This window comes from Pleomorphochaeta caudata, assembly GCF_055395745.1.
In genome coordinates this window covers 2,094,188-2,110,962 of sequence record NZ_AP042458.1, presented here as the reverse complement: position 1 = coordinate 2,110,962, position 16,775 = coordinate 2,094,188, and the positions used below count along the sequence as shown (strand labels likewise).

Here is a 16,775-nt window from a genome sequence, read left to right as displayed (position 1 = left end):
ATGAAGATACATAATTTAAAATTTGAAAATATAAACTCACTTAAAGGTAAATGGGAAATTGATTTTGATAATCCTGAATTAACTCGTGAAAATATCTTTTTAATTACTGGTAAAACAGGTAGTGGTAAATCATCAATATTTGATGCAATTACCTTAGCTTTATATGGAGAAACCTCAAGACAAGGAAAAATAACTGGAACTACTAATGAGTTAATGAATAAGCATAGTGGAGAATGTAGCTCCCAAGTTACTTTTTCTGTAAAAAGCAAAAAATATATTGCAACCTTTAGTCAACATAGATCTAGAAATTTACCTGATGGAAATCTGCAAACACAAAGAACAACATTAACTGAAATTTCAACAAACAAAGTATTAAATAATAGCCCATCTACTATTGCTCCTGAAACTGAGAAATTAATAGGTCTAAATTTTAACCAATTTAGTAAAACAGTTATGCTTGCTCAAGGTAGTTTTGATTTATTTTTAAAAGCTAGTAAAGATGAAAAAGCCTCAATATTAGAACAGATAACTGGAACTCAAATTTATAGTGAAATAAGCAAAAAAGTATATGAACACCATAAAAATGAAAAACAAATACTTGATAACCTAAAACAAAAACTTGGAGATATAGAGTTATTAAGTGATGAAGAAATAGAACATCGAAACAAACAAATTAAAGAATTTGATAATGATATATTTAATATAACTAAAGAGTTAAAAATCCTAGAATCTATTATAAATTACTATAACAAATTAAATGATTTAAAACTAAAAGAAGAATCATTATCTAAATTAAATAATGATTTAGAAGTTCAAAAAGATAGCTATATTAATCAAGTATCAAAAATTGAAAATTATAATAAAGTTGTAAATATAATTTCATTAAATAAAGAATTAGAACAAACTGAAAAAGATATAATATCTAATGAAAAAACCATTAAAGAATTAATATCTCAAGAAAAAGAGTCAAAAGACAAACAAAAAGAATTAACAAATAAAAAAACTGAACTTCTAGCAAAAAAAGATACGGAAGATATAAATTTAAATAAATTAACTTCTTTAATTAAACAAGTTAGAATTATAGATAATGATATAAAAAGTGAACAATCAAATTTGCAAATTGCTTTAAGCAATCTTACAAACAATAAAGAACAATCCACAAAACTAGATAAAACAATTAAAGAAAATACCCTCAAAAAAGACAATAAACAATTAAAACTAGATTCTGCACAAGCTTATATAAATGAACATGATAATTTAAAAAAATACGAAGATAAACAGGAGCTTAGTTTAGATAATTTAGAAAAATATATTAATCTTAATTCTAAAAAAACTGAGACTGAAGATAACTTATCCAATGAAAAAGCTAAAACTCTCTCATTTATCAAGACCTTTGAAACTCAAGAAAAAAAGTACAATGCACTTAATATTGAATTTTCCGCAGTAAATGACGAATTAGAAACTTATGAATTCTCATATGAAGAAATTACTGATTTAATTACTGAAAAAAAAGATCAAATATCCAAACTTAATACGGCCTTAGCAAATTATAAAATTTATTATGAAAATAAGAATATTTTAACTGAAAAAAATAATGAAGAAGCATCATTAGAAACAGAATCTAAAATTTGTCAGGAAAAATTAAAATCTCAACAACATATAATTGAGCTAGAAAAAGAAATAGTCGGATTAAAAAGTTTTACTCATTTAATAGAAGATGGAAAACCTTGTCCACTTTGTGGATCAAGTGAACATCCTGAGATAGCTAAAGGGAACACTTCAGAATTAGATAAAGCTAGAGAAATATATAATAATTTATTAAAAGAAAATGATGAAATTATAACTAAAATATCTAATTTAACATCTGATATTAATACTATTAACTATAAACAAGAACAATTAGAACTAACTCTAACAAATGATTTAATTAAATTAATCTATCCAATAGATACTTATAAAAATGAAATAACAGAAATACTTGACAAATTAAACAGTGAATTAGATGATTTAATAAAACAGCAAACTAGAATTAAAGAATTAAATAAGGCTATTTCTGAAAAAAATCCAACACTTATTCAAGCAAAAGCTGATTTAAAATTTGCTGAAACAAATAAGACTAACAATGAAATAGCTAAAAAGAATTGTGAAAAATCAATCGAAGAATATGAAACTCAAATAGCAAGTTTAAATGAATCTTTAGATGATTTTATCATTTCTAAATCTTATAAAGAATTAAATGCTATTTTTAATGAATATAATGATAATAAAAAAACAATAAAATCATTAAAAGAAGAAGTTAAAGAATTAGATAAAGCAATAAGCGAAGATATTAATTCAAAAAAAGATTTAGATACTTTAATAACAACTATTAAAGAAAAAAAGACATCTTTAGAAAATTATATTAAAGAGCTTAAGGCTTCTAGGGAAAAACTCTTTGAAGATAAAGATTGTGATAAAGAATTAGAAAATCAAAATAAAATTATAAAAGATATTAACCAACAAATAGATATTAATGAAACAGAATTATCCCCAATTAATGATTTGTTAATTAAAATAAGTGAAAACATAAAACACAAACAAGAAAATATTGATAATGCAGAATCTAAAATATCTGATTTAAAATCAGAAATAAATTCAGCGTTAAAATCAAACAATATTGATTCAATAGAAACTGCCCTATCCTACAATTTAGACAATGAAGAAAAACTTTCTTTAGAAACATCTATTAAATCATATGAAAATAAAGCAATTGAATATAAGGCTTTATTAAAAGATATTAATAGTGAAAAAGCTGATCTTGAATCTAAAAAAGTTGAAATTAGTGAAGAAACTGCTAAAGAGAAACAAAATGAGCTACAAAATAATAGAGATGAATCAATTAAGCAAAAAACAATAATAGAACAAGAACTAAAAACTAATGAATTTAACAGAGATAAAATTAAAGAAAAAGAAGCTTTAATTACAAATCAACAAACTAAAGTAAATAAATGGGAAATTTTATATACAGCTATAGGAAGCTCTGATGGAAAGAAATTTAAAGAAATAGCTCAAGGAATAACACTTGATTATTTAATCCATAATACAAACCAAAAACTAATTGAACTTTTCCCTAGATATGAATTATATAGAATTCAAAATGAAATTAATGCTACTTCCCTAGAATTAGGTGTAATAGATAAATACAGTGCTGCTATTAGGCGCCCTGTAAGTAATTTATCAGGTGGAGAATCATTTATTATATCTTTCTCTCTAGCTTTAGGCTTGAGTGACTTATTAAATAAAAAAGTTTCAATAGAAACACTATTTTTAGATGAAGGATTTGGAACTTTAGATGAAGAGACATTAACCCAAGCTCTTGAAGCTATTGATAATTTAAGTAAAACTGGTAAAATTATTGGTATTATATCTCATGTATCATTATTACATGATAGAATAAGATCACAAATTCAAGTACAAGAAAATGGAGATTCAACCTCATCCCTTTCAGGTCCTGGAGTTAAATAAAATAACACAACTAAAGAGAGATATATGAAAATATATATAATTGGCCCATCAGGATCAGGAAAAACTACATTGGCCAATCAATTATCAAAAAAGACTAATATTGAACACACAAACCTAGATGATATTTTCTGGGAGAATAAGACTAACTCATTTAATATAAAACGAGAGGAAACTCTAAGAAATAATCTATATGATAAAGTGTTAAACAAAGAATCCTGGATAATTGAAGGGGCCTATATTTCTTGGCCAGAAAAAGGATTTCTTTTAGCAGATAAATTTGTTTATTTAAATATCAATAATAGAATATTAAATCAAAGAATTATCTTACGCTTTATCAAAAGAAAATTAAGAATTGAATCCTCAGCAAAAAAAGAAACTCTAAAGCAATTAATTTCTTTAATCAAATGGAATAAACAACAAAGTATATTAATGAAAGAAAAATTTAATAATAAAGAATATCCAAATCTTACAATCTTATCTAGCACTAAAGAAATTAATGCTTTTATTAATAATTTAGCAGCTATCAATCAATAATGAATTTTTTAGTTTAATTAACATAAATACTAATTAATTTAATAAATTAAAAATGAAAATATTTTTTTTAAATTTGTTATAACAAGTTTATTTATTCGATAAAATTTTATCTGTTTAAATATCAAAATAATTTGATATAATGTTTGCATAAAAAATAGTATATAAATATTTTTTAAATAAATATAAATACAAATATTTTTACATTATAAATTTTACTGTTTAATTATTTTATAATTAATTACATATAATAATTATAATTAAATAAAATTTTATAAAATCTATTATTACTAAATATCAAAATAACAATATATAAAATTTAGTATATTTTTTAAATATTTAATGAATATACATATTTTATGTAATCAAAAATATATTAGTATGATTTTAAGTACTTACTTTATATAAGTAAGTACTTAAATTGTTAAAACTTATAATTATTTTTAGATAAATAACCTATTTACGTGAGTTATCACAATTTTTATAATTTGTTTTTTTATAGACTTTTTAAATAATTGAGCATATAATTGAACAATAAGAAGAAAAATATTATTTAAATATAAAGGGATTCCACAATGAACAATACGCCATTTACACTATGCCGGATAAAAAACAAAGAAAGAATGAGTTTTTATGTAATGTATAGAGATCCTATAACCAATAAACGTGGCACAAAGAAAAGTATTGATAAAATTAAAAGACAATTGAATTTAGGCTTTGAACACGTTTCTAGACTCGAAGAAGCTACAATAATTGCACAAAAAGCTCTAGATGAGGATATTATTTTTAATAATAGAAAGGAAATACACTTAAATAAATATTTATTAAATTTTTTTGATTTTGAAAAAAGCCCTTATTTTAGTAGAAAAATATTATTAGACAAAGATTCAATTTCACCGGATTATGTTTCTACACGTAGAAATATAATAAAAAACCATGTAATTCCACTAATAAGTAATAGTTTTTGTATTTCTGAAGTTTCAATTGCATTCCTTGAGGATATTCAAACAAAATTAATCACAAAGAAAAACTTAAGATCTACTACAATTAATCAAATAATGAATTCTCTTTCTCAAGCTCTTGAATATGCAAAAAAAGAAAACTTATTACCCTATTCACAAATCACAAAAGTTGAGCCAATAAGAAAAAATATTAAAGCAAGAGGTATTTTAAGCAATGAAGAAACAAAAAATCTTATGGAATACTTAAAAACATCAAATGATATCAAAACATATTTAGCAATCAGCCTTTCATTAATAACTGGGATAAGAAGCGGAGAATTAAGAGCTTTAACTACAGATCAAATTGATAACGGATTAATTGTTATTGATAGAGCATATGCAAATTTAGCAAAAACAAAAATTCCTAAAGGTAAAAAAAGTCGTATAGTACCTTGTCCTAAAGAACTTTGCGAAAAGCTAATTGAACTATCAAAATTAAATCCCAATATTACTGATGATAGAAACTTAGTTTTTTGGAGCAAAAAACAAGATAAAGTATTATCTTCTCATTATTTTAATACAAAATTTCAACAAGCTTTAATCAAATCTAAAACTTTAAGCAAAGAAGAAATTGCAAATAGAAATATTTCTTTCCACTCTTTAAGGCACATGGCTAACACACTACTTAGAGGAAGTGTCGATGAATATATATTAAGATTAACAATTGGCCACTCGAGTGAACAACTTTCGGATATCTATTCACATATAGAAGATACTGCTATTGAAAGTATTAGAAAGGCTCAAGAAAAAAATATTTTGCCTTATATATTATAATTAATTTATTCTTATAACTTATATATTATTAGAAAAAATGTTATTTTTAATTATGGAAAATTTAATTACTATAGAAAATGCAAGCATAAGACGAAAAAATAAAATTATTTTAGATAATGTTTCCTTTAAAATTAAAAAAGGCGAACATATTGCTATTTTAGGCCCAAATGGAGCTGGGAAATCTACTTTATTAAATATTTGTTCAATGGAAATTCATCCACTTTGGAGTGAAAATCTAAAAATTGTTAGATTTAATAAAGAAAATATAAGCAAAGAAGAGCTTAGAAAACATATTGGCGTAGTATCACAAGTTATATTTCAAATGTGTAATACAACCTATACTGTACAAGATGTTGTAGCTAGTGGCATTTTTTCTTCCATAGGCTTTGATTTTCACCACAATGTTACTAAAGATAATTGGGATATGACTTATCATACTCTAGAAGAAAATTACTGTTCTCACTTAAAAGATAAAACAATGAAATCTTTATCAACTGGTGAAGCACAAAGGGTTTTACTCTCTAGAGCATTAGTACATAATCCTGATTTATTACTACTTGATGAAGCTGCTACAGGATTAGATTTTCCATCAAGGTCTCATTACAGAGATGCATTAAAAAATGCAATAAATAAGGGTAAAACTATAGTTATGATAACTCATGAATTATCACAGATTTTACCAGAGATTAATAAAATTGTTTTAATGAAAAACGGGAAAATATATAAAGTCGGAACAAAAGAAGAACTATTGAATGAACAAACTCTTAGTGATTTATATGATCAAAGAGTTTATGTTGCTAAACAAGATGGAATTTATTCAGCTTGGTGCTAATATTCAATAAATAAATATTTATACGTTTTTTATGCGATTTTTTTATCAATATATTGTTTAAGACAATTAAGTATGTTATTTTAAACTAACCTATTTAGTTTGGAGGAATTATGTCAAATTATAAAATTAGCACAAAATGTATTCAAAGTGGATACGAACCTGGAAACGGTGAACCAAGACAATTACCGATTTATCAAAGCACAACATATAAATATGATAGTTCTGAAGAAATGGCTCAATTATTTGATTTAACAAAAGATGGTCATATGTATACAAGAATATCAAACCCAACTGTAGCTTGTGTTGAAGCTAAAATTGCTGATTTAGAAGGTGGCGTTGGCGCTATGTGTACTTCCTCAGGGCAAGCAGCATCATTAATTTCAGTTTTAAATATTGCCGAAGCTGGAGATAATATTCTTTCTTTAGCTACTATCTATGGTGGAACAACTAACCTTTTCTCAGTTACTCTAAAAAAAATGGGGATTGAAACTCGTTTTATTACACTAGATATGGATGAAAAAGATATTAGTGAATTAGTAGATGATAGAACTAGATTATTCTTTGCTGAAACTATTGCAAATCCAGCTTTATATGTTTTGGATATAGAAAAATATGCAAAGATAGCACACACTCATAAGATTCCTCTAATAGTAGACAATACTTTTGCAACACCTATTCTTTGTAGACCTTTTGAATTCGGTGCTGATATTGTAATTCATTCAACTACAAAATATATGGACGGTCATGCAACTGTTGTAGGTGGTGCTATAGTTGATTCTGGTAATTTTGATTGGACAGTTGATAATAAATATCCTCAATTAACTGAACCAGATGAATCCTATCATGGTGTTATTTACACAGAAAGTTTTAAAAATGCTGCTTATATTGTTAAAGCAAGGACACAGTTAATGAGAGACTTAGGATCAACTCCTCAACCTATGACTGCATTCTTACTTAATCTAGGATTAGAAACCCTAGCTTTGAGAATCAAAAAGCATAGTGAAAATGCATTAGCTGTTGCTAAACATATTTCAAAAAGCGATAAAATTGAATTTGTTAATTACCCTGGTTTAGAAGATGACGGTTCATACCAAAGAGCTCAAAAATATCTTTATAAAGGTTATAGCAGTGGCGTTGTTTCTTTCGGAATTAAGGGCGGTAGAAAGAATGCACAAATATTTATGGACAATCTAAAATTAGCAAAAATTGTAGTTCATGTTGCAGATGCAAGAACAAGTGTTTTACATCCTGCTTCAACTACTCACAGACAATTAACTGATGAACAACTAGTAAACTGTGGTATTAGTCCTAACTTTATTAGATTCAGTGTTGGAATTGAAGATATAGAAGACATTTTAAACGACATTGATCAAGCTTTAGCAAAGGTCGAATAATGCCAATAAGAATACCAAATGATTTACCAGCAAAAGCAATTTTAGAAAGCGAAAATATTTTTATTATGGACGAAAATCGTGCTTACTCACAAGATATTCGTCCACTAAAGATAGCTTTAATAAACTTAATGCCTACAAAGATTAATACTGAAACGCAATTGACTAGATTATTAGGTAATACCCCTTTGCAAGTAGAACTTGATTTAATTCAAATGAGTTCTCACGAATCTAAAAACACTAGTAGTGATCACATGCTTGCCTTTTATAAAACTTTTGAAGAAATAAAAGATAGTTATTATGATGGAATGATAATTACTGGAGCTCCTGTAGAACAACTTGAATTTAATGAAGTAACTTATTGGGATGAACTTTGCGAAATAATGGAATGGTCTAAAAAACATGTTCACTCAACTTTACACATTTGTTGGGGTGCTCAAGCAGGTCTTTATTATCATTATAATATTCAAAAATATCCTTTAGAAAAGAAATTATTTGGAATTTACAAGCATAAAGTTGTTTATAAACACCCAATTTTATTAAGAGGATTTGATGAAATTTTCCCAGCTCCACATAGTCGTCATACAACAATAAAAGTTGAAGATGTTAGAAAATGTAAAGAATTAAAAATTTTAGCTTACTCAAAAGAAGCTGGGATTTATGCTATTTCAAGTGATAAAGGTAGACATATTTTTATTACTGGTCATAGTGAATATGATAGAGATACTTTAAAAGCAGAATATTTAAGAGATAAAGAAAAAGGCTTAGATATTGATGTACCAATTAATTATTTTCCAAATGATGACCCAACTAAAACACCAATTGTAAGTTGGAGATCACATGCTAATTTATTATTTAGTAATTGGCTTAATTACTTTGTATATCAAACAACTCCATTTAACTTACAAGAGATTAGTAAGGATAATTAACCTAATAAATATCCGCAATCTACAACAATGCATTGACCATCAATCGCTTTGTTATTTGCTAAGAAAGATACTGTAGAAGAAATATCTTCAACTTTTACAGTATTTTTTAATATTGCTCTTTCAATAAACATGTCTCTAACAGGATTATCTTTTTGATATAAATATTCAGCTTCAATTAAACCTGGAGCGATTGCATTTACTCGAATTTTTCTACTTCCTAATTCAGCAGCTAAACTTTTAGTATATGAAACAATAAACCCTTTTGAAGCATCATAATGGGCAGTTTGACCAAAACCTGGATGAAATGCATTAATTGACGCAATATTGATAATTGAACTATTATTATTCATAGATTCAATAGCATGTTTAATTGATAAAAAAGTACCTTTGATGTTTATATCAATTACTTTATTAAAGTCTTCGATTGCTAAATCTTTTTGGTAGGATAAAGAAAAAACTCCAGAAACAACGACTAATAAATCAATATTATTAATTTGATTAAATAATGATTCAACATCACTTTCATTTCTTACATCAAGTTTATGAGATTTTGCACCAAAATCTTTTTCAAGTTTATTTGCTTTAGCTAAATTAGAAGTATAAGTAAATTCGACTTGATAATTTTCTTTTGAAAGAGCTTCAACAATAGAACATCCAATATTACTTGTTCCTCCAATTATTACTGCTTTCATTTTCTATCCTCATTTATAGACAAACTGATTAATATCACATTTATCACTTAATTCATTAATAATATCATCGTCATAAGAAATGAAATCATTTTCACCAAAACCAGGTATTACAGTAGTTGCAACAAGCGCCCATTTTCCTCCAGGGAGCAATTTGGTAGCTTGCCAAACATCTTTTTTTACTAAATTTATTGATTTATAGTTTTCTACAACTTTACCTAATTCTATTGATTCAAAATTTTTATCATTATCATATGTTATTTGAATTAATGGATCACCATCTAAAAAATACCAAATCTCATCTTTTAAAACTTTATGTAAAGAAGAAAAAGAATTGGGAGTAACCAAATAATAGATACAACTCCCAATTACATCATCAGCATTTTTTAAGGTAATAATTTTATTAAAATATCCACCTTCAACATCCAAAGGTTGAAGGTTTAATTTTTTTATTATTTCTTTATAATCTACCATTGTTTTACAATTGCTTTTACTAATTTTGTAAATTTCTCTTTTACTAATAAGCTTGTTTCTAAAACTTCTTTATGATCTAAAGGTTGATCTAAAATACCAGCAGCCATATTAGTTAAACAGCTAATACCCATAGTCTTTAAACCCATATGAGAAGCTGCAATTGCTTCAGGAACTGTAGACATACCAACAGCATCAGCACCTAACAATCTAGCTAATTTAACTTCAGTTGGAGTTTCATATGAAGGACCTGTGAATAATTGATATACACCTTCTTTTAATTCAATATCTAACTCATTAGCAGTTTTCTTAGCAAAAGTTCTTAAGTCTTTATCATAGGCATTTGACATATCAAAGAAACGTGGTCCAAGTTCATCATAGTTTTTCCCACGTAAAGGATTATCCGCAATCAATTTTATATGATCTTTAATAAGCATCAAATCACCAGGTTTCCAATTCTCATTAACACAACCAGCGGCGTTAGTTAATAATAAATTTTCAATACCTAATCTTTTAAATACTTGAATTGGAAATACAACAGTATCCATTCCATAACCTTCATAATAATGGAATCTACCTTGCATACATAAAACTCTTTTGCTTTCTAATGTACCAATTACTAATCTTCCAGCATGTCCCTTTACTGTGGACTTTGGAAAAGAAGGAATTTCTGCATAAGGAACAATAGTAGGATTTTCAATTTCGTCAGCTAAATCACCTAATCCACTTCCCAAAACCATAGCAATTTGTATTTGGGATTCCCCAGCTTTACTTTTTATAAAAGACGCAGCTTGATCTAATTTTTCTAGTAAATTTTCCATATTCATCTCCATTTTTAATGTTCTCAAAGTTTAACACATAAAAAATAATAAATAAACTAATATGTTATTATTTAATACTTTATCTGTAATAACTTTGCCCAACCTAAAAAGAAGAAATCAGCAATTTGCTTTGAATATTCAAAAGCCTCATCTCTATCTAAATCTAGTTTGATAATCTCAATCATATCTTTAACTAAATTAGAAATTAAAACTTTTATAACGTTTTCATTAGGCCTTATAAAATCAACACCTAATTTTTCTAATACATCTAAATAAGTAATAAAAGCCTCAATTTCATGAGTCACAATTATATCTAAATGTTTATGGTAACTTGTACCCTTACCTTTAACAACCAATTTCCAAGCTATTGGATCTGCATAAATATAATCTAAAAAGAGTTCAATCCCAGCAAAATGATTTTTTTTAATAATATTCATAGTTTCTTGGAAATCAGAATCATGGATTTTTTTTATTGCTTTTAAATATTTATGATAATATTCCTTTGGTAATGGTCCAATTGCAGCTTCATATAGTTTTTCTTTATTTTCAAAATAACCATATATAGCACCAGTAGATACTTCAGCTTTATTTGCAATATCCCTAATATTTGCCTTCTTAAAACCTTCATCTAAAAAAATAGTTCTAGCTACTTCAATAATTAAATTCTTTGTGTTCAAATTAAGTTTTCCCCTACATATGTTTAATATATTTATAATTATTTTTAATATTGTCAATTGGTATAAATAAAAAAATATTTATCAAATATCACATATATTAAAATACATAAAAAATAATTTATTTTTGTGTTATAATCATTTTAAAGGAGCAAAAACATGAAGAAATTTATTATTTTTGCGTTAATATGTTTAGTAAACAACTTTTTATTTGCACAAGGATCAACTATGGAAAAGCAACAAGAATTACAAATCAATCAAGACTATATGGGCTATTATTCTGGCGATTTGATAATCGATGATAACAACAAACTACCAATAATTGTTGAGATTAAGGATAACCTAGTACTTTTTTCATCTCCAGCTCAAAATGCTAATAATATAGAATTATCATATAATATAGAGAATAACAACATCAAAATAAAATCAAATCAATTCAAATTTTCAATTGAAGGAATTATTACAAAAGATTCAATAATTGGTCAATTTAAACAAAGTGGAATGGATTTTGATATTCAATTGGACAAAAAAGATGCTAGTGAAATAAATTCAATTAATAGACCACAAACACCAAAAACTTTTAATTATGAAACCAAAGATATAACAATTACAAATAAAACTAATGACAGAAAATATTATGGTAGCTTAACTACTCCAATAGAAAATACCCAAAATACTATTATTTTATTTATTACAGGAAGTGGTATACAAGATAGAGATGAAGAGCTATTTAATCATAAACCATTCTTAGTTATTAGTAATTACTTAACCAATAATGGATATTACACTCTTCGTTTTGATGATTATGGATTTCATGGGGAAGATATTACAGATCAAACTACATACGATATAATAGATGATATTTCATCTCAAATTGATTATATTAAAACTGAATTACCAAATTTAAAAATTGTATTATTGGGACACAGTGAAGGAGCTATAGTAGCTCAAGCTTTAGCAAATAAAGTTGATGCAATTATTTTAGAAAGTGGCCCCGCAATTAGTGGTGAAGAAACTTATAAATTCCAAGTTTTACATGCTTTAGAAGTTAACAATGCTAATCAAAATACGCTAGATTTATTTTCAGGAAAAATTGATGAAGTAACAAGTGCTTTGATGAATGATGATTTATCTATTAAACAAAAGAAAGCAGTAGTTGTTCCATATATAAAAATGCTAGGTAATAATAATAATGAATCAATAGAAGCTTCATTTAACACTTTATCATCAAAATGGTATACAACATTCTTAAAGATTAATCCAAGAGATTATATTAAAAAAATTAATGTCCCAACATTAGTTCTACAAGGCGCTAATGATACTCAAGTTGATGCTGATTTAAATATTCCTATCTATAAAGAATTATTAAAATCAGATAAAAAAATAATTGTTTATAAAGACTATAATCATTTATTGCAAAAAAGCACTACAGGAGAAGTAAGCGAATATAATCAAATTCAAACTACTATTGAACCAAACGTTCTAGTTGATATTTTAAATTTCTTAAATTCCCTTAATTAAATGATATGAAAAAATTTAAAAATCTAAACCTTATTCCATATATGTTTATAACTTTTGTACTTGTTTTTGTACTTATAAATCTATATATAAAAAATAATTTTAATTTTACATTGGCTGAAATGACATTTTTCCTAACCAAAGAAAAATTTTTATTAATTGTTTCTTTGTTTACTGATAGAGAAATCCAATCATACCTATTAATGGCAACAGTAATTGATGTTGTTTGGCCAATTACATATTGCTTATTCTTTTACAGCTTAAATTATAAAACAATTTTAAATAAAGAAATAAGAAAATATATTAATTTCTATATTTTATTCATATTTTTAATTGATATGTGTGAAAACTACCTTACGGTTAGATTTTTATTAACCAACAATATTAATAACGTTCCACTTTGTGTACTTGCTACTAATATTAAATGGTTTGCTATACTAATTATTGTTGTAATTAGCATAATTAATTTATATAAATATTTAAAAAAATATTCTTTTAGTGAACTAATTCAAAACTAAAGCAAAAGGAATTGGTCTTTCTGCTTCAGTAACTTTATCAATTTTTCTATCAGCAATTTTTAAATATTTTTTACCTTCATAAATGATTTGAGCTGATCCACCACCATCAAGGTTAACTAAATTTTCTATTCCATAAGATTTACAGAAAGTTGAGAATTCCAAAAGAGAGGCACCACAGCTTTCAAGGCCTTTTTTATAACCTAATTTTCCAGCACCTTCTGCCCAAATTATTATTGGAGAGCCTTTATATTGTCCTAATCCAATTCTAGCAGCTCTTCCTTTATCAAAATCAAGAGGATAAACTGTAGATGGGAAAGGAACACCTTCTCCTTTATAAAATGGAGATACAAGCGATTTAACTTGGTTATTATTTACCACCATTGCAGGGCCAACTTGTACACCAAGTTTATAATTTGAAAAATCACCTAAATATTCAACTTCAGTATTATTTATGCAAACTTTATAATTTGTTTGAATTACAAATCCTGCCATTGGGACCTCTACTTCACCATTATCCTTAATAGCAACTACTTTATTTTTTACAATAATAATAGAGCTACCTTCACACTTAGGAGTTGTTCTAGTATTTGGTCTAGAATAAAAGATTGCATTTCTATCATTTATAAAAGCTTGATTATCAATTGAAACTATAAAATCATCAATAATTAAATTTTTAATATAAACTTTATTATTATAATCAACTAATAAACACTCTCTATGATTCAATGGAGGCAATATTACTTTTGAATTTTCTAGAGCTAGTCCATGTGGGGTACCTAAAGAACCATATAAAGAATCTAAATCAGTTCTATCCATTAAAAAGAAATGGCTATTAACTTTAAGTTTATAATTCTCTAATTCTGATAAATATCCCATATCTTTTGATACTGGGATAAAATCAATAAAAGAATCTAAACCTTTAGCAAAATAGACATTACCAGATTTTAATAGTTGATCAAAATAAGACTGCAATTTGGAATCTTCAAATTTTAAAACTTCATCAATAAGTTTAACTTTTTTATTCTTATTAGTTTGATAAAAATAATAATTTAATAAAATTTGATCATCATAAATATAACCAATTTCTGTATTTCTATCTAAGTCAATTTTTAAACCATCAATATTATAAAATACCATAAACCCATAAATTGCAGGGTTTTTAGGAATAATATTAACTTCATATAAATGTGCTAAAGCTTTAACGCTTTTTAAATTAAAATTGGGAGATTTAAATAATAAATCATCCCAATCAAAACCACTTATCAGCTGGTAATTTTGAATATTACCATCCGATAAGTTAACTTTTACTATTTCGCTTTTCATTTCTAACCTTTAATTCCAGAAGAAACAGAACCTTCAATTATATATCTTTGGCAGAAAATAAATACTATTACTAATGGTAATATTGATAATACACTACCAGTTAACAATAAATTCCATTTAGCAGAATACTGTGATTGGAATTGAGTTAATCCTAAAGTAACTGTATATAATTTTTCTTTTGTCAAATATAACATTGGTCGTAATAAGTCATTCCAGTTATTCATAAATGCAATAATAAATAATGTAGCAGCTGGAGCTGAACATTGAGGCAAGAATATATGAAGATACATCTTCCAAGCATTCGCACCATCTATAATACCAGCATCTAATAAAGCATCAGGAATTTGTTCAAAATATTCTTTAAGCATAAAAGTACCAAATGCACCTGCTAAGAAAGATGGAACAATCAAAGGTAAAAATGTATCTAACCAATTCAATTTCATCATAATATAATATTCAGGGATTATGATAACTTGAACAGGAACCATTAATGTAATTAATAAAAGTGTAAATACAATTTTACTACCTCTAAAAGTCATTCTTGCAAATACAAAGCCACCTAAAGTACAGATTATTACTTGACCTAATGCAGCTAAGGAACATACAAAGATAGAATTCCATGTATATCTTCCGAAGTTATATTTACCAATTACAATTTTATAGTTTTCAAACATATTAGATTTGAAAAGTAAATCTGGTACTTTAAATACACCTTTGCTAAAAATATTTTGCTCTGTATTAAATGAATTCTGTAACATCCATAAGAAAGGAAAAACAGCAATCAAAGCGGCAATAACAATTAAAACCATTCTAAGAACAACCATTGAGTCATCGTTTCTTTTTTGATTCATATTCTCCCTCCTATTCTAAAGGCTGTGCCCAGTTTTTCTTAATATAGAAATTCATTATTGTTAATATACCTACGAACAATAATAAAACAAATGCTACAGCTGAAGCATAACCAACTCTATAATAAACAAACGCATTTAAATAAACATCATAAACTAAAGTATTTGTGGCATTTTGAGGGCCACCTTTTGTCATTGCATATATCAATTCAAAGTTTTTAAATGAATCAATAATAGAAACTGTTAACACAAAGAAAACAGTTGGTGATAACATAGGAAGTGTTATTCTAAAAAATCGTTGTATTTTACTTGCCCCATCTACAGTAGCGGCTTCAAGAGTTTGTGCAGAAATTCCTTGCAATCCAGCTAAGAATAAAATCATGCTATAACCAGCCATTTTCCAAACTTGTACTGTAGCAACAGTAGATAAAGCTAATTTTGGGTCTCCTAACCAATAAGGTGCAGTTATATTAAATGATTCTAATATAGTTGCAAATAAACCTACATTTGGTCCTAAGATCCAGTTCCATACAATACCAACAGCAACAGCTGAAGTTACTACAGGTAAATAAATTACAGCTCTAAAAAAAGCTATAGATTTTAATTTAACATTAATTAATACTGCTAAAATTAAACCAAATATAATAGAACCAATAACATAAATTATTGAAAACTGAATTGTATTTGTAATTGTTTGAATAAAATTTTCATTATGGAAAGCTTCAATATAATTGGAAAAACCAAGAAATTTAGGAGATCCTAATAATGACCATTTAGAAAAACTTAAAACAAAGGCCCAGATTATTGGTACTATTCTAAAAACTACTAATCCGATAATTGTTGGCAACAAAAACAACCAAGGGGTTAATCTTCCATGCCACAATAATTTTTTATTTTTCATGTGAATCCCTTATTTTACATAAATGGCTACAAAAAATGTAGCCATATAAT

The 16,775-nt window shown here is 26.2% G+C and carries 15 protein-coding genes; 8 read left to right on the top strand and 7 right to left on the bottom strand.

What is annotated here, in order from left to right; all coding sequences use genetic code 11:
• The 6 genes from ACZ5RS_RS09845 (at position 1) to metA (ending at position 8,962) form a co-directional block, all read left to right on the top strand.
• Positions 1-3,504: an AAA family ATPase gene (locus ACZ5RS_RS09845; protein ID WP_464634929.1), complete on the top strand. Its 3,504-nt coding sequence runs from the start codon at positions 1-3 to the stop codon at positions 3,502-3,504.
• A gap of 24 nt (positions 3,505-3,528) precedes the next feature.
• Positions 3,529-4,038 (top strand): AAA family ATPase, encoded by a 510-nt coding sequence (locus ACZ5RS_RS09840; protein WP_464634927.1) that lies wholly within the window; start codon positions 3,529-3,531, stop codon positions 4,036-4,038.
• A gap of 572 nt (positions 4,039-4,610) precedes the next feature.
• A complete protein-coding gene (locus ACZ5RS_RS09835; RefSeq protein ID WP_464634925.1) occupies positions 4,611-5,810 on the top strand; it encodes a tyrosine-type recombinase/integrase in 1,200 nt (399 codons plus the stop codon).
• Between the two features lie 52 nt (positions 5,811-5,862).
• Positions 5,863-6,642: an ABC transporter ATP-binding protein gene (locus ACZ5RS_RS09830; protein WP_464634923.1), complete on the top strand. Its 780-nt coding sequence runs from the start codon at positions 5,863-5,865 to the stop codon at positions 6,640-6,642.
• Between the two features lie 110 nt (positions 6,643-6,752).
• Positions 6,753-8,036 carry an O-acetylhomoserine aminocarboxypropyltransferase/cysteine synthase family protein gene (locus ACZ5RS_RS09825; protein WP_464634921.1) on the top strand — a complete coding sequence of 428 codons (1,284 nt, stop codon included), beginning with the start codon at positions 6,753-6,755 and terminating at the stop codon, positions 8,034-8,036.
• Positions 8,036-8,962, top strand: a complete 927-nt coding sequence (metA, locus tag ACZ5RS_RS09820) for a homoserine O-acetyltransferase MetA (RefSeq protein ID WP_464634919.1) — start codon at positions 8,036-8,038, stop codon at positions 8,960-8,962. Before ACZ5RS_RS09825 ends, metA begins: the two co-directional genes overlap by 1 nt.
• Here metA and ACZ5RS_RS09815 read toward each other — a convergent pair.
• The 4 genes from ACZ5RS_RS09815 to ACZ5RS_RS09800 form a co-directional block, all read right to left on the bottom strand.
• Positions 8,959-9,654, bottom strand: a complete 696-nt coding sequence (locus ACZ5RS_RS09815; protein WP_464634917.1) for an SDR family NAD(P)-dependent oxidoreductase — start codon at positions 9,652-9,654, stop codon at positions 8,959-8,961. The two genes, metA and ACZ5RS_RS09815, sit on opposite strands and share 4 nt — an antisense overlap.
• A 9-nt stretch (positions 9,655-9,663) precedes the next feature.
• The gene (locus ACZ5RS_RS09810) at positions 9,664-10,125 is read right to left on the bottom strand and encodes a cupin domain-containing protein (protein ID WP_464634915.1); all 462 of its coding nucleotides are present in this window, start codon (positions 10,123-10,125) and stop codon (positions 9,664-9,666) included.
• Positions 10,119-10,943: a purine-nucleoside phosphorylase gene (locus ACZ5RS_RS09805; protein ID WP_464634913.1), complete on the bottom strand. Its 825-nt coding sequence runs from the start codon at positions 10,941-10,943 to the stop codon at positions 10,119-10,121. Before ACZ5RS_RS09805 ends, ACZ5RS_RS09810 begins: the two co-directional genes overlap by 7 nt.
• Before the next feature lie 71 nt (positions 10,944-11,014).
• Positions 11,015-11,620: a TetR/AcrR family transcriptional regulator gene (locus ACZ5RS_RS09800; protein WP_464634911.1), complete on the bottom strand. Its 606-nt coding sequence runs from the start codon at positions 11,618-11,620 to the stop codon at positions 11,015-11,017.
• Between the two features lie 156 nt (positions 11,621-11,776).
• On the opposite strand from ACZ5RS_RS09800, the gene ACZ5RS_RS09795 reads away from it, so the two are divergent.
• Entirely contained in the window at positions 11,777-13,138 is a 1,362-nt protein-coding gene (locus ACZ5RS_RS09795; protein WP_464634909.1) for an alpha/beta fold hydrolase, read from the top strand.
• A gap of 5 nt (positions 13,139-13,143) precedes the next feature.
• Complete coding sequence (locus ACZ5RS_RS09790; protein WP_464634907.1) at positions 13,144-13,653, top strand: hypothetical protein; 510 nt, start codon at positions 13,144-13,146, stop codon at positions 13,651-13,653.
• On the opposite strand, the gene ACZ5RS_RS09785 is transcribed toward ACZ5RS_RS09790, so the two are convergent.
• From ACZ5RS_RS09785 to ACZ5RS_RS09775, 3 genes are read right to left on the bottom strand one after another with little or no spacing between them, the layout of a single operon-like run.
• Entirely contained in the window at positions 13,639-14,976 is a 1,338-nt protein-coding gene (locus tag ACZ5RS_RS09785) for a phosphodiester glycosidase family protein (protein ID WP_464634905.1), read from the bottom strand. The two genes, ACZ5RS_RS09790 and ACZ5RS_RS09785, sit on opposite strands and share 15 nt — an antisense overlap.
• 2 nt (positions 14,977-14,978) lie before the next feature.
• Positions 14,979-15,827, bottom strand: a complete 849-nt coding sequence (locus tag ACZ5RS_RS09780; RefSeq protein WP_464634903.1) for a carbohydrate ABC transporter permease — start codon at positions 15,825-15,827, stop codon at positions 14,979-14,981.
• 10 nt (positions 15,828-15,837) lie between these two features.
• Positions 15,838-16,725, bottom strand: a complete 888-nt coding sequence (locus ACZ5RS_RS09775) for a carbohydrate ABC transporter permease (protein WP_464634901.1) — start codon at positions 16,723-16,725, stop codon at positions 15,838-15,840.
• Between the last annotated feature and the right edge of the window lie 50 nt (positions 16,726-16,775).